This is a genomic window from Novosphingobium sp. BL-52-GroH (genome assembly GCF_044813085.1).
Lineage (GTDB): Bacteria > Pseudomonadota > Alphaproteobacteria > Sphingomonadales > Sphingomonadaceae > Novosphingobium.
This window is the reverse complement of record NZ_CP171152.1, coordinates 1017663-1034217: the sequence shown is the minus strand read 5'-3', so window position 1 is coordinate 1034217 and position 16555 is coordinate 1017663. Positions and strand designations below refer to the sequence as shown.

Annotated in this window: 15 protein-coding genes; 8 read left to right on the top strand and 7 right to left on the bottom strand. The window is 69.2% G+C overall.

Features of this window, described 5'->3' with window-relative positions; genetic code table 11:
• Positions 1–257: 257 nt before the first annotated feature.
• Together ftsH and ACFFDA_RS17550 are read right to left on the bottom strand one after the other, a co-directional pair.
• On the bottom strand, positions 258–2189 hold the full coding sequence (gene ftsH, locus ACFFDA_RS17555) for an ATP-dependent zinc metalloprotease FtsH (RefSeq protein ID WP_404482075.1): 1932 nt from the start codon (positions 2187–2189) through the stop codon (positions 258–260).
• Positions 2190–2310: 121 nt separating this feature from the next.
• Complete coding sequence (locus ACFFDA_RS17550; protein WP_404482074.1) at positions 2311–3354, bottom strand: sensor histidine kinase; 1044 nt, start codon at positions 3352–3354, stop codon at positions 2311–2313.
• 269 nt (positions 3355–3623) lie between these two features.
• On the opposite strand from ACFFDA_RS17550, the gene ACFFDA_RS17545 reads away from it, so the two are divergent.
• Positions 3624–4796 carry an aminotransferase gene (locus ACFFDA_RS17545; protein WP_404482073.1) on the top strand — a complete coding sequence of 391 codons (1173 nt, stop codon included), beginning with the start codon at positions 3624–3626 and terminating at the stop codon, positions 4794–4796.
• Positions 4778–5293 carry a GNAT family N-acetyltransferase gene (locus ACFFDA_RS17540; RefSeq protein ID WP_404482072.1) on the top strand — a complete coding sequence of 172 codons (516 nt, stop codon included), beginning with the start codon at positions 4778–4780 and terminating at the stop codon, positions 5291–5293. Before ACFFDA_RS17545 ends, ACFFDA_RS17540 begins: the two co-directional genes overlap by 19 nt.
• A gap of 55 nt (positions 5294–5348) precedes the next feature.
• On the opposite strand, the gene ACFFDA_RS17535 is transcribed toward ACFFDA_RS17540, so the two are convergent.
• Positions 5349–6029, bottom strand: coding sequence for a sulfite oxidase-like oxidoreductase (locus tag ACFFDA_RS17535; RefSeq protein WP_404482071.1), 681 nt, complete (start codon positions 6027–6029; stop codon positions 5349–5351).
• Positions 6030–6164: 135 nt separating this feature from the next.
• Here ACFFDA_RS17535 and ACFFDA_RS17530 point away from each other — a divergent pair, with 135 nt between their 5' ends.
• Together ACFFDA_RS17530 and ACFFDA_RS17525 are read left to right on the top strand one after the other, a co-directional pair.
• Positions 6165–8966, top strand: coding sequence for a TonB-dependent receptor (locus ACFFDA_RS17530; RefSeq protein ID WP_404482070.1), 2802 nt, complete (start codon positions 6165–6167; stop codon positions 8964–8966).
• A 43-nt stretch (positions 8967–9009) separates the two neighbouring features.
• Positions 9010–9570: an AAA family ATPase gene (locus tag ACFFDA_RS17525; RefSeq protein ID WP_404482069.1), complete on the top strand. Its 561-nt coding sequence runs from the start codon at positions 9010–9012 to the stop codon at positions 9568–9570.
• 25 nt (positions 9571–9595) lie between these two features.
• Here ACFFDA_RS17525 and ACFFDA_RS17520 read toward each other — a convergent pair whose 3' ends face one another.
• Positions 9596–11110: a replicative DNA helicase gene (locus ACFFDA_RS17520; RefSeq protein ID WP_404482068.1), complete on the bottom strand. Its 1515-nt coding sequence runs from the start codon at positions 11108–11110 to the stop codon at positions 9596–9598.
• Between the two features lie 152 nt (positions 11111–11262).
• On the opposite strand from ACFFDA_RS17520, the gene ACFFDA_RS17515 reads away from it, so the two are divergent.
• From ACFFDA_RS17515 to ACFFDA_RS17500, 4 genes are all read left to right on the top strand, one after another.
• The gene (locus ACFFDA_RS17515) at positions 11263–11745 is read left to right on the top strand and encodes a UPF0262 family protein (RefSeq protein ID WP_404482067.1); all 483 of its coding nucleotides are present in this window, start codon (positions 11263–11265) and stop codon (positions 11743–11745) included.
• Between the two features lie 10 nt (positions 11746–11755).
• Positions 11756–12469, top strand: a complete 714-nt coding sequence (locus tag ACFFDA_RS17510; RefSeq protein ID WP_404482066.1) for a glycoside hydrolase family 25 protein — start codon at positions 11756–11758, stop codon at positions 12467–12469.
• Positions 12466–12927 carry a cytidine deaminase gene (locus ACFFDA_RS17505; protein WP_404482065.1) on the top strand — a complete coding sequence of 154 codons (462 nt, stop codon included), beginning with the start codon at positions 12466–12468 and terminating at the stop codon, positions 12925–12927. Before ACFFDA_RS17510 ends, ACFFDA_RS17505 begins: the two co-directional genes overlap by 4 nt.
• Positions 12928–13064: 137 nt before the next feature.
• Positions 13065–13685, top strand: coding sequence for an RBBP9/YdeN family alpha/beta hydrolase (locus ACFFDA_RS17500; RefSeq protein WP_404482064.1), 621 nt, complete (start codon positions 13065–13067; stop codon positions 13683–13685).
• A gap of 45 nt (positions 13686–13730) precedes the next feature.
• On the opposite strand, the gene ACFFDA_RS17495 is transcribed toward ACFFDA_RS17500, so the two are convergent.
• The 3 genes from ACFFDA_RS17495 to ACFFDA_RS17485 all read right to left on the bottom strand — a co-directional run bounded on the left by ACFFDA_RS17495 (position 13731) and on the right by ACFFDA_RS17485 (position 16395).
• Positions 13731–14873: a M14-type cytosolic carboxypeptidase gene (locus ACFFDA_RS17495; protein WP_404482063.1), complete on the bottom strand. Its 1143-nt coding sequence runs from the start codon at positions 14871–14873 to the stop codon at positions 13731–13733.
• Positions 14870–15508 carry a DUF4136 domain-containing protein gene (locus ACFFDA_RS17490; protein WP_404482778.1) on the bottom strand — a complete coding sequence of 213 codons (639 nt, stop codon included), beginning with the start codon at positions 15506–15508 and terminating at the stop codon, positions 14870–14872. The genes ACFFDA_RS17495 and ACFFDA_RS17490 overlap by 4 nt, the downstream gene beginning before the upstream one ends.
• 152 nt (positions 15509–15660) lie before the next feature.
• Positions 15661–16395 carry a hypothetical protein gene (locus ACFFDA_RS17485; protein ID WP_404482062.1) on the bottom strand — a complete coding sequence of 245 codons (735 nt, stop codon included), beginning with the start codon at positions 16393–16395 and terminating at the stop codon, positions 15661–15663.
• Positions 16396–16555 lie beyond the last annotated feature (160 nt).

Sequence of the window (16555 nt, the reverse complement as noted above, 5' to 3'; positions counted from 1 at the left end):
GTTGATCGAGGTGCGCCGGCGAGAACGCGGGCTTCGTCAGGCTGCGGCCGGGCTCGCAATGACGATCAGGTGCAAAGGCGGGTGCCTCCGGAAACGGCGCTACGTGGCCGCGTTCCGCGTCTTCGAGGTCGTGGACCCGTCGTACGCATGGCCACGAACGCAAAGGGGGCGTCAGGCTCCTCACCTGACGCCCCCTCCTGCACTCTCCCGGGGGAGAACTTTAAGGTCGTATCGTGCGGCGCCCGGGGGCGCCCGGTTCAGGCGCCTTGCGGGGCGGTGCCGCCGGTGAAGCGCTTGCCCGATTTCGGGATGGCCGAGCCCGACAGCGGGCGCGGGGTGGAGGGCCCGCGCGGGGTGCTGGGCCGGTCGATCGACCCGCCGGCGAGCAGGACCTTGATGTCCTCGCCCGACAGCGTTTCGTATTCGAGCATCGCCTGGGCCAGCGTTTCCAGCGCGGCGCTCTGGTCCTTGAGGATCTGCGTCGCACGGGCGTGGGCGGTATCGACGAGGAGGCGGATTTCGCTGTCGATCAGGCGGTTGGTCTCGTCCGAACCCATGGTCCGCTGCGAGCCGCCCATGCCGAGGTAGCCTTCCTGGGCTTCTTCGTACTGGAGCGGGCCCAGCTTGTCCGACATGCCCCACTTGGTCACCATCGAGCGCGCCAGGCTAGTGGCGTACTGGATATCCGACGACGCACCCGACGAGACCTTGTCGTAGCCGAAGATCAGCTCTTCCGCCACGCGGCCGCCCATCGCGACCGAGAGGTTGGCGAGCATCTTGTCGCGGTGATACGAGTAGCTGTCGCGCTCGGGCAGGCGCATCACCATGCCGAGGGCGCGGCCGCGCGGGATGATCGTCGCCTTGTGGATCGGGTCCGAAGCGGCCTCGTTCACGGAGACGATGGCGTGGCCGGCCTCGTGGTAGGCGGTCATCTTCTTCTCGTCCTCGGTCATGACCATGGAGCGGCGTTCCGCGCCCATCATGACCTTGTCCTTGGCGTCCTCGAATTCCTGCATGGCGACGAGACGCTTGTTGCGGCGCGCCGCGAGCAGCGCCGCCTCGTTGACGAGGTTGGCGAGATCGGCGCCCGAGAAGCCCGGCGTGCCGCGTGCGATGACGCGGGGATTGACGTCGGGCGCCAGCGGCACCTTCTTCATGTGCACGGCGAGGATCTTCTCGCGCCCGTCGATGTCGGGCACCGGCACGACGACCTGGCGGTCGAAGCGGCCGGGCCGCAGCAGCGCGGGGTCGAGCACGTCGGGGCGGTTGGTCGCCGCGATGATGATGATGCCTTCGTTGGCCTCGAAGCCGTCCATCTCGACCAGGAGCTGGTTGAGCGTCTGCTCGCGCTCGTCGTTCGAGTTGCCGAGGCCGTGGCCGCGATGGCGTCCGACGGCGTCGATTTCGTCGATGAAGACGATGCACGGCGCGTTCTTCTTGGCCTGTTCGAACATGTCGCGCACGCGGCTGGCGCCGACGCCCACGAACATCTCGACGAAGTCCGAGCCCGAGATCGTGAAGAACGGCACGCCCGCCTCACCCGCGATGGCGCGGGCGAGCAGGGTCTTGCCGGTGCCGGGCGAGCCGACCAGCAGCGCGCCCTTGGGGATCTGGCCGCCGAGCTTGGAGAAGCGGGTGGGATCGCGCAGGAACTCGACGATTTCCTCCAGTTCCTCGCGCGCTTCGTCGATGCCGGCGACATCGTCGAACGTGACGCGGCCCGAACGTTCGGTCAGCAGCTTGGCCTTCGACTTGCCGAACCCCATCGCGCCCGAGCCGCCGCCCTTCTGGACCTGGCGCAGCGCGAAGAACGCGATGCCGACGATCAGCAGGAAGGGCAGGGTCTGCGCGAGGATGTAGAGCAGCAGGCTGCCCTGTTCGGCTTCCTTGCCCGAATACTTGACGTCGTTGTCCTGGAGGAGCTGCGTGAGCGTGGTGTCGTTGGGGACCGGCGTGGTGGTGAACGTGTCGCCGTTCTTGAGCTTGCCGTCGATACGGTCCTCGGCGATCTCCACCGAAGCCACGCTGCCTTCGGCCACCTTGCCGCGGAAGTCGGAGTAGGGAATCGCGGGGCCGGCCGTGGTGCGGGCGCCGAACATCGACACCACCATCAGGAGCGCGAGGAAGATGCCGCCCCATACGAGCAGGCTCTTGACCCAGGGATTGCCGCTTGGCTGGTCGTCGTTCATTCGAGGAAACCGTCCTTTCAGGCCACCAATGTAGGCGTCTGCCGCCGAATCTCAAGTTACCGAAAGTGTCGGGAACGTTCGTTTTGGCGCGGACTCCATCCGACCGGACGATCCGGGCCGGTCAAAGCGCCTGATCGCTGGGTTCCGCGAGCCGTGACAGCGGCAGGTGCAGGGTCATGCAGGCGCCGGATTCGCGGTTTTCCAGCGACATTTCGGCGCCCAGTTGCTGGCTCAGCACGCGCGAGATGCGCAAGCCGATCGAATCGGTGGCCGCCGGATCGAGGCCGGGCGGGAGGCCGTGGCCGTCGTCGGCGACGCTCAGCATGATGGTGTCCCGCCGCCGCTCGACCCGCAGCGCGATCGACCCGGCGGCGCGATCGGCGAAGCCGTGCTCGAGCGCATTGGCGATCGCCTCGCTGACGATCAGTGCCACCGGCACCGCACTGTCGGGCCGCAGGACGATGTCGCGTTCCGCCTCGAGCGAGCAGGTGATGCCGGGCCGGGCGCTGGAGGCCATGATCTTGCCCGAGACTTCGGCGAGGAAGCCGTCGAGCGGGACCAGCTGGCCGTCCTGGCGGTAGAGCTGGCGCTGGATCGTGCCGATGATCTGGAGCCGCGCGGCGGCGTCCGACAGGGCGCGGCGGGCGGTCGGCTCGGTAAGCCCGCGCATCTGCAGCGAGAGCACCGCGCCGACCATCTGCAGGTTGTTGCCGACCCGGTGCTGCATTTCCTGGAACAGCAGTTCGGCGCGCTCGACCAGATGGCCGCGTTCCTCGGCGAGCTGGCGGACGTCCTCGCGAGCGGCGAGGAGACGGGCATTGGAGGCCTGCATCAGGTGGACGAGCCAGATGTCGACGGTGACGACGCCGGTGTAGAACAGCATCGCGGTGATCGTGCCCCGGTCGAAGGCGCCGCGCGGCGGGATGAACACGTACCAGGCGAACAGGCCGCAGACCACCGCGGCGACGATGCCGCAGCGCGGACCGAACAGGAACGAGCTGACGATGACGGCGGGGAAGAACGAGACGAACGGGTAGCCCGGGGGCAAGATGCCGTCGAGCGCCCAGCGCATCCACAACGCGAAGAGACACAGGGCAAGCGTCACCGTGTGGCGTACCAGCGGCTGGTCGGGAAGAAGCGGCAATCGTTCCGTGAACCGGCTCAAGCTATTCAAGTCAGGCCCCAATTGCGTCGCCGTCCGGCGTCGGCCGCGACGGGCCTTGCAGGTCTGTCGTACCGCAAGCGCGGGTCTCGGGAAAGACGCCAAGGTGCCGGCGCTGGGGATAGGACGGCTGGGTTCCGTGTCGTCCGCCCGCCTGCCCGCGCTCCTGCCCGCCCAGTCGCCCCACCGCGCATCGCGCCGTGCAATTTGCGGGAAGCCGGGGTATCGCGCCTCCCGCACATGCCCAGACGCGCCATCGGAGCAGACCCACGATGAAGACAGCCGGCCGCATTCACCCGGTCTATGCCGCCATGGAGCGCACGGTGTTCGACCACATGTCGGCGCTGGCGCGCGAGCACGGGGCGATCAACCTGGGGCAGGGCTTTCCGGACGGGCCGCCCCCCGGCCCGCTGATCGAGGCGGCGGCGCGGGCGCTGCACGAGCGGTCGAACCAGTATCCGCCCGGCCCGGGCCTCCCGGAACTGCGCGAGGCGATCTGCGGCTACTATGCGCGGCGGCAGGGACTGGAGCTGGCGGCAGGGCAAGTGACGGTAACGTCCGGCGCCACAGAGGCGATCGCCGCAGCCGTACTCGCCCTGGTGAAGCCGGGCGACGAGGTGATCCTGTTCCAGCCCGCCTACGACGCCTATGCGCCGATGGTGCGCCGGGCAGGCGGCACGGTGGTTTCGGTGCCGCTCTCGCCGCCGCACTTCCGTTATACGGCCGATGCGCTGGAAGCGGCGATCACGCCGCTGACGCGCGCGGTCATGCTCAACGACCCGCTCAACCCGGCGGGCACGGTCGCCAGCCCGGCCGAGCTGGAGGCCATCGCCGGCGCCTGCCTGGCGCACGACCTGGTGGCGATCTGCGACGAGGTCTGGGAGGACGTGCGCTTCGACGGCGTGCCCCACCGCTCGCTGATGAGCCTGCCCGGCATGGCCGAGCGGGTGGTGAAGATCGGCTCGGCGGGCAAGATCTTCGGGCTGACCGGGTGGAAGGTGGGCTGGATGATCGCGCAAGGGGAGCTGGCCACCGCGATAGCCCGGGCGCACCAGTTCCTCACCTTCACCACCGCCGTGCCGCTGCAGTGGGCGGTCGCCGAGGGGCTGGCCATGCCCGATGCCGTGCTCGACGAACAGCGCGCCGGCTGGGCAGCCGGTCGCGCCAGGCTCAAGGCGGGGCTGGAGAACGCGGGGTTCACCGTCCTGCCCAACGCCGCGACGTGGTTCCTGTGCGTCGACCTCGTCGCCTCGGGCGTGGCGCTGACCGACCGCGCGTTCAGCGAGCGGGCCGTCGTCGAGGCGGGCGTCGCCACGGTGCCGGTCGGTGCGCTCTACGCAGGGGACGCCGCGCCCGACCACATCGTGCGCCTGTGCTTCACCAAGCCCGACGCCGTGCTCGACGATGCGCTGGCGCGGCTGGCGGCATGGCGGCGCGGCTTGTGAGCGCGTTCGCGTGGCGGGCGATGCGCGATGCCGACATCGACGGCGTCGTCGCGGTCGCGCGGCTGGCCTTTCCCGATCACTTCGAGGCGCGGGCCTGCTTCGCCGAGCGCCTCGCGCTGTTTCCGCAAGGATGCTTCGCGCTGGCCCATGGCGATGCGGTGAGAGGCTACCTGATCGCCTATCCCTGGCCGGCCGGTGCGATCCCGCCGCTGGACAGCCTGCTCGGCGGCCTGCCCGAGGCGCGTGGATCGGTCTACCTGCACGACCTGGCGCTGCATCCCGCGATGCGCGGGCAGGGCCATGCGCGGCCCGTCGTCGAGCACCTGGCGCAAGCGGCGCGGACATGGGGAGCGACCACGCTCGCGCTCGTTTCGGTGAACGATTCGGTGGCGTTCTGGCAGGGCATGGGCTTCGTGCCGGTGGTCGGCGATGCCGCGATGGCGCGCAAGCTCGCCAGCTATGGCGGGGATTCGACCTACATGGTGCGCGCGCTGTAAGAGCGGGGCGGTGTGTCCTTGAAAATGCGCTTTTCGTGCATTTTCAAACGGCCGCTCAGCTATAGCGTTCCTCCGCCCAGGGGTCGCCGCGCATGTGGTAGCCGTTCACTTCCCAGAATCCCGGCTTGTCCGCGCCCAGGACGTCGATCCGGCTGATCCACTTGGCGCTCTTCCAGAAATAGAGGTGCGGGACCACCAGCCGCACCGGGCCGCCGTGGTCGCGCGTCAGCGGCTTGCCCTGCCAGCCGTGGACCAGCATGGCCCCGGGTGCGGCGAAATCGGCCAGGGGGATATTGGTGGTGTAGCCGTCGTAGCCGTGGAGCATCAGGTGGCTGGCCTCGGCGCGCGGCTGCACCGTCTCGAGCAGGTCGCCGGTGGCAACGCCGCTCCAGTCGTTGTCGTAGCGCGACCAGGTGGTGACGCAGTGGATGTCCGAGCGGCTGCGCGACTGGGGCAGGGCCATGAATGCCGCCCAGTCCAGCGTCAGCGGGCGTTCCACCATGCCGCCGACCTTGAGGCGCCAGCGCTCGCGGGTGACGTCGGGCTGGCGGCCGAGATCGAGGACGGGCCAGTTCTCGACCCGGTGCTGGCCGGGCGGCAGCCGTTCCGGCTCGGGCCGGGCGGAGCCGACCGCGTCCCCCCCGGCGCCCTCGCCGGTGATGAACTTGTGCTCGCTCGCCCAGCGCTGCTTGGAGCGGGTGAGCTTGCTTTCGGGCGGCAGGGCGTCGTCATCCATGGGCAGGGCACCTCGGGTTGGCCGCCTCCATTACAATTTCTTACGATTTGAGGCTACTTCCCGCAGCCTCCCGACCCTAGCCGGAAGGTCATGAGGAACCCACGTCCCGTTCGGCCCGGCTCGGGCATGGTGTGCATGCTCGTCGCATCGGGCGCGCTGGCGCTGCCCCTTGGCGCGCGGGCGCAGCAGGCCTCGACCCCCACCTCAAGCGCTGCGGCGGACACCGTCGCCAGCGACGAGATCATCGTCACCGGGCAAGCGGTGCCGGGCGCGGTGATCGGCGACGTGCCGCCGGAAAACCGGCTCGGCCAGGCCGAGATCGCCTCCTACGGCGTCGATTCCATCAGCGACCTGCTCGACGAGATCGCCGACCAGACCAGCAGCATCGCCGGGCGCGACGGTTCGAGCGGGCCGGTCGTGCTGGTCAACGGAAAGCGCGTCTCCGGGGTCAACGAAGTCGGCGACCTGCCGGTGGAATCGGTACTGCGGGTCGACATCCTCCCCGAGGAGGTGGCGATCAAGTACGGCTACGATTCGCAGGCCAAGGTCGTGAACATCATCCTCAAGCGGCGCTTCCGCTCGCGCGTCGCCAATCTCGGCGGCGGCCTGTCGGCGCAGGGCGGCGGCGGTCAGGGCACGGGCGCCTTCACCTATACCCGCATCCACGACAACGACCGGCTGAACCTGACCGGCAAGGTCGCGACCCAGGCCGCGATCCGCGAGAGCGACCGCGACATCGCGCCGGACCCCGATGCCGGGGTGACCGCTGCGGGGGGCATCGCCGACGAGACGGCCTACCGTACGCTCCAGGATTCGACCCGCAGCTATGCGCTCGGCGCCAGTCTCGCGCACGAGCTGGGGGGCACGGCGAACGCCTCGTTCAACCTGAAGGGCACCTATTCGACCGGCCGCGGCCTCGACGGGCTGGCCACCGGCGACCTGACGGTGCCTGCCGACAGTCCCTATGCGGACGGGACCGAGACGGCGCTGACCCGCTATCTTTCGACCAGCCCGCTGCACAGTTCGAGCAATTCGGGCAGCGTCTCGGCGGGCGGCACGCTCAACGTGGACCTCTCGACCCGGTGGAAGCTCTCGGTCATCGGCAGCTACGAGCACGCGCGGTCGCAAACCCGCTCGGACAGCGGCTACGACACCGCCGCGCTCCAGGCCGCGCTCGACACCGGCGACGCTTCGGTCGATCCCTACGGCACGCTCCCTGCGAGCCTCCTGGGCGCCATGCTGGCCAACCGCGGCACCTCCGATACCGACACCGGGAGCGCCAGCATGCTGCTTTCGGGCAAGACGCTGAAGCTGCCCGCCGGCGACCTCGGGGTCAGCCTCAAGCTGGGCGGGGACTTCACCGCCCAGTCCTCGACCACCGTGCGCGAGGGCAGCGTGAGCGAAGGGAACGCCGAGCGCACCAACGGCAGCGCCAGGCTGAGCATCGACGTACCGCTGACCAGCCGCAGCAAGGGCGTGCTCGGCGCGATCGGCACACTGAGCCTCAATCTCAACGGCGGGCTCACCCGGGTTTCCGACTACGGGACGCTCGGCACGTTCGGCTTCGGGCTGAACTGGACGCCGATCACCGGCGTCACCGTGATCGCGGCGGTCAGCCAGGACCGCAACGCGCCCACCGTCGCGCAACTGGGAAATCCGGTCGTCACCACGAGCAACCGGCGGGTCTACGACTACGTGACCGGCGAATCGGTGCTGGTGAGCAGTGTCTCGGGCGGCAATCCCGGCCTCAAGGCCGACGATCGCCACGTCTTCCGGCTGGGCGTCAGTGCCAGGCTGATGGACGAACCCAAGCTCAATTTCAGCGCCAGCTACGTCGACAGCCGCAATCGCAACGCCATCATGAGCCTGGGCGGGGTGACCGCGGCGATCGAGGACGCCTTCCCCGACCGCTTCGTGCGCGACGGCGACGGGACGCTGACCGAAGTGGATTCCCGCCCGGTCAACATCTATCGCCAGCGCACCGAGCAAGTGCGCTGGGGCTTCAATTTCTCCGCCCAACTGCGCAAGGCCAGGCGGCCGGCGCGCCCGCAGCGGCCCGGCGGGGCGGGCGGGGGAGGACCGGATGGGCAACGTGCTCCCTGGGGCCGGCAGGCCGGCGGGCAGCCGGCATCGCGCGACGGCGCGGGACAAGCCCCCGCCGCCGATCCGCAGCAGCGCCCCGCGCCCCAGGACGGGCAGGCTCCCGGCGACGAGCGCGAGATCACCGTGACCGGGAGCCGCGAGGAGGAGAGCGGTGGCGGCGGCTTCGGAGGTCCTCCCGGCGGCCCTCCGCCCGACGGTTTCGGGCCTCCGCCCGGAGACGGTCCCCCGCCGGATGGCTTCGGTCCGCCCCCGGGTGAAGGTCCGGGAGGCCCGGGAGGCCCGGGAGGTCCGGGCGGAGGTCCCGGCGGCAGGGGTGGACCCGGCGGTGGCAGGGGCTTCTTCGGCGGCAGCGACAATGGCGCGCGCCTGCTGGTCTCGGTCTACCACACCCTGATCCTGCGCCAGGAGGTGCAGCTCACCGAGGGCAGCGAGACGATCGACCTGCTCGACGGCGGTACGATCACCGGCAGCAGCACGCCGCGTCACAAGGTCACGGCGAGCCTCGGGGTCACCGACAACGGCCTCGGCGCGCGGCTCGAAGGCAACTGGCAGAGCGCGACGAAGGTCTCGGGCGACAGCCTGTCCTCGGCCAGCGGCGATCTCAACTTCGGGGCGCTGGCGACGCTGGACCTGCGGATCTTCGCCAACCTCCAGAACCGCTTTCGCGGCAAGGACTGGGCCCGCGGCACCCGTGTCAGCCTGTCGGTGGAGAACCTGTTCGACAGCCGCCAGCGGGTGACCGACGCCACCGGCGCCACGCCCTATGCCTACCAGCGGGACTATCTCGATCCGATGGGGCGCACCTTGCTGCTTTCGGTGCGTCGCATCTTCTGACAATCGGGGGCCTTGGTCGATGTTCGGCATGCAGGGCAGTGCAATGGAACGGTTCGTGGTCCTCTCGGGATGTTCGGGTGGAGGAAAATCCACCTTGCTGGCCGAACTCGGCCGGCGCGGGCATGCCGTCGTCGAGGAGCCCGGACGCCGCATCGTCGCCGAAGAGACGCTGGCCACGGGGCGCGCGCTGCCGTGGATCGACATGGCGGCCTTCGCCCGGCGCGCGGTCGAGGTCGCCCGGCGGGACCGGGTGCTGGCACGGGCCATGCCCCGGCCGGGATACGTCTTCTTCGATCGCGGGCTGATCGATGCCGCGGCGGCGCTCGACCATTCGTGCGGGCAGGCGGCCTGCGGCGCGGCGCTGCGGGCCGTTGCCGCCAGGCGCTACAACCGGCAGGTGTTCCTCACCCCGCCCTGGCCGCAGATCTATGCCTCCGACGAAGCGAGGCGGCACGGCCTCGACGAGGCGATCGCCGAATACGAGCGGTTGCTGAAGGCCTACGGCGCGCTCGGCTACGAACCCGTCGTGTTGCCCAGGGTCCCGGTCGGGCAACGGGCCGACTTCGTCCTGCGGCACTTGGTTGCACGCACCGACGGGGTGTGATTCCCCGGCCCCAGTCGCTATCGTTTCAGTCGCTTTCGAACGCCGGGCGCATGTCGTCGGGCGCGAGGTCCGAGAACTTGGTGATGCGCGCCTCGAAGCGCAGGCGGACCTTGCCGGTGGCGCCGTGGCGCTGCTTGGCGATGAGGAGTTCGGACAGGCCGGTGACTTCCTCCATCTTCTGCCGCCAGGTCTCCCACTTGTCCTTGACGTCGGGGCCGTCGGTATCGCTGGGATACTTCGGCTCGGTCGCCTTTACGTAGTAGTCCTCGCGGTAGACGAACCAGACCATGTCGGCGTCCTGCTCGATCGAGCCCGATTCGCGAAGGTCGGAGAGCATCGGGCGCTTGTCGTCGCGCTGCTCCACCGCACGGGAAAGCTGCGAGAGCGCGATCACCGGCACGTGCAGTTCCTTGGCGAGCGTCTTGAGCCCGCGCGAGATTTCCGAGATCTCGTTCACGCGGTTGTCGCTGGCGCGGCCCGAGCCCGAGAGGAGCTGGAGGTAGTCGATGATGACGAGGCCGATGTTGTGACGGCGCTTGAGGCGGCGCGCCCGGGTGCGCAGCGCGGCGATCGACAGGCCCGGCGTATCGTCGATGAACAGCGGCAGCTCGGCCAGGCGCTGGCTGGCGAAGGACAGCTGCTGGAAGTCCTCGCGGCTGATCTTGCCCATGCGCAGCGCTTCGGAACTGATGTTCGACTGCTCGGCGAGGATACGCGTGGCGAGCTGGTCGGCGCTCATTTCGAGGCTGAAGAAGGCCACCGGCGCGCCGACCGACTTCTCGTGCGGCATGCCGTCGCGCACGGTGTCGTCGACGTAGCGCTGGGCGGTGTTGAAGGCGATGTTGGTGACCAGCGAGGTCTTGCCCATGCCGGGGCGTCCAGCCAGGATGATGAGGTCGGAATCGTGCAGACCACCGATCTTCTGGTTGACCGAGGTGAGGCCGGTGGTCTTGCCGGAGATGTGGCCACCCGAATTGAACGCCTTCTCGATCGACTGGATCGCGGTGCGGGTGGCGACGCCGAAGCTCTGCGCCTCGCTCTGCGTCGCGGCGCCTTCGGCCACCTTGTAGAGCGCGGCCTCGGCGCGTTCGACCTGCTCCATCGGCTCCACCGATTCGGAAGTGTCCATCGCGCTCTCGACGAGGTTGCGGCCCACCGAGATCAGCTCGCGCAGCAGCGCCAGGTCGTAGATCTGGTCGGCCAGCTCGCGCGGGGCGAGCAGGCCCTGGCCGTCGGCGGTGAGTCGCGCCAGGTAGGAGACGCCGCCCAGCGCCTTGAGCGCCTCGTCGGCCTCGAAATAAGGGCGCAGGGTAACCGGCGTGACCACCGCCTTGCGGTCGAGCAACTGGAGGATGCGCTCGTAGATGCGGGCGTGGACGGGCTCGAAGAAGTGCGTGGGCGCCAGTTGGGTGGTCAGCTCCTCGATCACCCGGTTGTCGATGAGGACGGCGCCGAGGAACGCGGCTTCCGCCTCGACGTTGGCAGGAAGGGTGCGCACGCCGGCATCGTCGGCGCGGATGAGGAGGTCTTGCTGGGCCATAAGCGGCGCACAATGCTCCGTGGCCCTGAGTCCGGCAAGCGGGGGGTGGGGTGATATTAATCCACAAGCTGTGGATGTCGCCCGGATACCCCGGCATCGTCACAAAGCCCACTTGCCCGTCCATGCCGCAACCGCGTAAAGGCACATCGATCATGGCGGACCCGCGCATCTCCCACATCGAACTCGACGATGCGACCATCCTGTGGCGCAATGCGGACATCGAACAGGAACGGCGGATCGCCATCTTCGACCTGATCGAGGACAACGTGTTCCGGCCGGTGCGCGCCGCCGGAGCGGGCCACGAAGGCCCCTATCGCCTGCGCCTTTCGGTGCGCGACGGCCGGCTTTCGCTGGAGATCGCGGGCGACGACGGCACCGAACTGGAGACGCTGGTGCTGGGCCTGGCCCGGTTCCGCCGGCCGATCCGCGAATATTTCGCGATCTGCGAGAGCTACTACCAGGCGATTCGCAAGGCCAGCCCGCAGGAGATCGAGACCATCGACATGGCCCGGCGCGGCGTCCACAACGACGCCGCCGAAATGCTGCTGGAACGCCTGGAGGGCAAGATCGAGACCGACCACCCGACCGCGCGGCGCCTGTTCACGCTGATCTGCGTCCTGCACATCCGCGGCTGAGGGCAAGATTATGACAGCGCGAAAGGGCGGGAAATCCGCGCGGGCCAACTGGCGCCTGAGAGCGGTGGGCGCGCTCCTGCTGGTGGCGATCGTCGTCGGGGCCTGGGGCTGGTGGCACTTGCGCCACTGGACGCCCGATCGCACCGTCTACGCCGTCCAGGGCGTCGAGATCGGCGCCGACGACGGCCCGGTCGCCTGGAGTTCGCTCAAGGCCATCGGGGCCGACTTCGCCTATATCGACGCGAGCGCGAGCGCCTTTGCGCGTGATCCCCGCTTCGTGGAGAACTTCGAGGCGGCCAAGGCGGCGGGCATGGAAGTGGGCGCGCTGCACCGCTACGATCCCTGCCAGCCGGCCGGAACCCAGGCGGCGAACTTCGTCACCACCGTCCCGCGCGACGCCAAGCTGCTGCCCCCTGCGGTCGAACTGGACATGCTGGCCGACGGCTGCCCGGTGAAAGTCGGCGACGCGCGCGTCGAGAGCGAGCTGATGACGTTCCTCAACCAGGTCGAGACGCATACCGGCAAGCCCGTGATCCTCAAGGTCACCCCTGCGTTCCAGTCGCGCTATGCGATCGCCCACAAGCTCGACCGCAACCTGTGGCTGGTGCGCGATCGTTTCGAGCCGAGCTATGCCGGCCGGCCCTGGACCTTGTGGACCGTCAACCACGACCTCGCCAACGAGATTGCGCAAGGGGGGCTGCGCTGGGTAGTGATGCAGCCATGAGCGATACCCGGTCACGCCAAAGCCTGCCGAGCGCTGCCCCGCAGCGCGACATTCTTATCGCCGCCGCCCGTGCCGCCGCGAACGGCGCCTATGCGCCTTATTCGAACTTCCACGTCGGCGCCGCGCTGCTGCTGGCGGACGGCTCGGTGGTCACCGGCGCCAATGTCGAGAACGCCAGCTACGGCCTGTCTCTGTGCGCCGAGACCGTCGCGGTCGCCAGGATACTCTCGGGGGAACGGGCCGCGCTGGAGGCCGTCGCGGTGACCGGCGGCGCGCCGGGTGAGGCCGGGCAGGGGGCGCGCGTCACTCCCTGCGGGCGCTGCCGCCAGGTCCTCAACGAGATCGCGCAAGTGGGCGGCACCGACCCGGTGATCTGGTGCGACGGCGCGGACGGCGTGCTCGAACTGCGCCTGTCGGACCTGCTGCCACATGCGTTCGGGCCCTCGAACCTGCTCTAGGGCGGCTTTTGGTGGCAATGCCCTCCACGCCGCCATCGGCAGGACGCGGCATGTGGTCCATTCGCCGCAAGGCTATTGTCTATAAATACAGTTGAGATTACAAAAGCCTCAGTCGGAACGTAGACAGAGGCGAGCCCATGGCAAAGATCCGCTATTCCCAGGCGCAGGACGATACCCCGCTGATCCTTCTCGTTCCCGGCACGCCACTGGCGCCGGGACACTGGATGAGCCGCTGGGCACAGGGCAGCGAGGATTGCGAGATCGTCGAACTTGGCCTGTGGGACGAGCCGCACCGCAACACCTGGGTCAACAAACTCAACCTCGCGATCCGCCGTGCCGACCGGCCGGTGGTGGTCGTGACCGACGACATCGCCGCGCTGGCGCTGGCGTGGTGGGTCGAGTTCGAGGGCGTCGGGCCGGAAAACCCGATCCTGGGCGCGCTCATCGCCAATGTCCCCAACATGGACCTGCCGGGCAGCGACTCGCGCCTCGCCGGCTTCGGGGCCTGCCCGCGCCAGACCCTGCCGTTCACCTCGTTCCTGGTCGGCGATCTCGATCGCGACCTGGCCTATCAGCGCTCCGTGCTGCGGCTGGCGAGCGACTGGGGCTCGGCCCCGGTCAGTGGCGACACCCGCGGCGACTGGTCGCAGGGCTGGGAACTGCTGCAGTCGATGATCGGCCTGACGCTGTCCAGTTCGCTGAGCCCGCACTGGACCCGCTCGCGCCACGCGGCGGAACCGCGCCACCGCGCGAACTGAACGAACATGCCGTCGTCCCGGACGAGGTCCGGGACGACGCAGGGTTCAGGCCGCCTCGCGCTCAATCAGCCACTCAAGCAGCGCGCCCAGGCAGTCGCGGCCAAGCTGGGCGGAGCGTTCCGGGCTCCAGCCCTGGAGCTTGTCGGCGGCCGGGTTGTGGTCCTTGAACGGCATTTCCAGCGTCATCGACACCGCGCCGAAGCGCTCGGCCAACTGGTTGGTCGACATCGTCAGGTTGCTCTTGCCCGGCCGCGCGAGGGGATAGCCCAGCTTGGTCTGGAAGTCCGGCGTGCGGCGTTCCAGCAGCGCGGCGTAGCGGTTGTACCCCGCGAGTTGCGCTTCCTTGAGCGAGGGAATGCCTTCGAAGCCGGCCAGGAAAACGGCCGGTATCGCCTCGTCGCCGTGCACGTCCATTGCGAAGTCGACGCCGCTTTCGTCCATCGCATTGCGGATGACGAGGACTTCGGGAGACCGTTCGGCCGTCGGCGCCGCCCATTCGCGGTTGAGGTTCACGCCCGCCGCATTGGTGCGCAAGTGCCCGCGGCGCGAGCCGTCGGGGTTGGCGTTGGGGACGACGTGGAAGCGGCAGCGCTTGCGCAGCTCGCGCCCGACCGAACTGGCCGGGTCGGTCAGGACGTCGAGGGCGCCTTCCATCCACCACTCGGCCATCGATTCGCCGGGATGCTGGCGGGCATAGAGCCACACTTGCACTGCGCCCGCGCCCATTTCCAGGCAGTCGATCGGCTGGCCGTCGAGGGTGAGGCCCAGCGTACGGTGCGCCACGCCCTCGGACGCCGCGACTTCGGCGACGAGATCGTGGTGGCGCTCCATCGAATAGGGCGCGAAATAGGCGAACCAGGCGATGTCGCCTTCGGGCCGGTAGCGGATGGTCAGGGTGCCGCCATCGGCGCTCGCCTCGTAGCGGCTGGCGGCGCGGCCCCAGAACTGGCGGTCCTCCGACACGCAGGCGTCGTAGTCTGGCCAGCCACCCGGATAGGCCGAGGCGCCAAGGCCGGTGATGCGCAAGGTAAGCTCGCGCCCGGCAGCGCCACTGACGCGGAAGTGGAACCACTGGAAGAAGTCCGATTCGTGGTCCTTTCGGATCGCGAGGCGGGCCTCGGCGCCAGCGGTGGAGAGGACTTCGATGTTGCCGGAATCGAATGCCGACGTGATCTGGATGTCTGTCATTTGACCTGAATAGTTTCGCCCGACTGTCCCGGGAACCCCTTGAACAGCGCTTCTGCCACTTTCGCCGAACCGAGCGGGGCCTGCGCGAGCGGCGAATCGGCGCGCACCGTGAACTGGGCGCGGCCTTCCCACAGGGCGGTGGCGGCAGGCGGCGCCGCCCGCTCGCGGATGGCGACGAAGATGCGCGTGCCGACCTGGTCCTTGGGCGGGCCGGACAAGTCGATGCCGAGGCCCAGGCCCACGCCCGAGCCATAGCCGCCGGTGGCGCCGCCGACGCCCACCGACACCGGGCCGCGGCTGCGCTGGGGCTTGAAGGTCTGGCGTTCGAGCGTTAGCAGCGCGACCTGCTCGCTGCCCGATTGGCCGGGCAGCGGCTCGCTGTAGCCGACCCGGGCCAGTTCACGGGCGACGGAGGCCGCATAGGCGCGAAATTCGAGGTTGTCGGCCTGTCCGGGGGCGGGCTCGACGCGGATCGTGCCGCGGCCCAGGCGGGCGATGTCGGGAGCGTGGAAGCGCGTGACCTCGACCGGGCCGACCGGGGCGACGCAGGCGGAAAGCGCGGCGCTGGCGGCGAGAAGCAGGGCGGGCGCGAAGGCGGCAGCCAGTCGCCGCGGGGGCAGGGTGCGCTCGGTCATCGCCATCGGTTCTCTCCAGCCTCGTCGTCCGGGCCATGATTGGCCCTTCGCATCGGTTCTGCCTGCCGCGTGCATGTCGTGCAAGGTCGACGCGACGCGGGCTTCGACAGGGCCAGCCTATGTATAATTCCGAATGAAGGTAACAGGTTCCCTCAGCCCGCGCCCACCGGATCGATCGCGTCGGCCTTGGGGAAATTGTCGAACAGGGCGCCGGCGAGCTTGGTGGCGATCATGCCGTCGCTCCACTTGTCGTCGCCTTCGCGGGTGGCGATCGTCGCGTAGCCTTCCCACAGCACCTTGCCGCTGGCCTTGTCGACGATCCGCGCATCGAGGCGGGTGGAGACGAGGGCCGAGCGCGGCTTGGTCAGGTCGACGTTGATGCCAAGGCCATAGGACTGGCCGTACGTGCCGACTTCCATGGCCGCGGTGCCGCTGACGGGGCTTTTCTTCTCCTCGCCCGGGCTGAGCACCTGGCGCGAGATCTTGAGCCGGGTGATCTGCGGCTGCGGCACGTCGGGGTGGAGGGTGTCGTAGCCCGCGCCCACCAGCGCGTCGACGATCGCCGCCTCGAAGGTGCGGCGCATGCTCGCCTCGACCCAGGGGCCGTCACCCGATTCGGATTCGACCGAGACCGGGCCCTTGCCAAGCTCGGCCGCCGCCGGGTCGGTGGAGACGAAGCGCGTCACCTCGACCCGGCCTTCGCGCGGATCCCGGGTGTTGCGGTTGGGGTAGCGCGGCGAATCGAGCATCGAGCCGCGCCCGCCCCAGCCGTCGCCACGCCAGCCGCCGCCACCCCAGCCTGGGGCCCACTGCGCCTGCGCGGCAGGTGCCGCAAGCAGCATGGCGGCCATGCCTGCGGCGATCGCCGCGCCTTCGAGCTTTTTCATGATGGGTATCGTTTTCGTCCGAATTCGGGTGGGGTCGCGCCCGGGATGATGTTATGCGCGCATCAAGTTGCCCGCAGATGAACGATGTAGATAAGCCCTGGACGGGCAACTGCAATGTTCGCGAGACGTGCAGCCTGCTTGACTTCGCGGCTCGCTACCA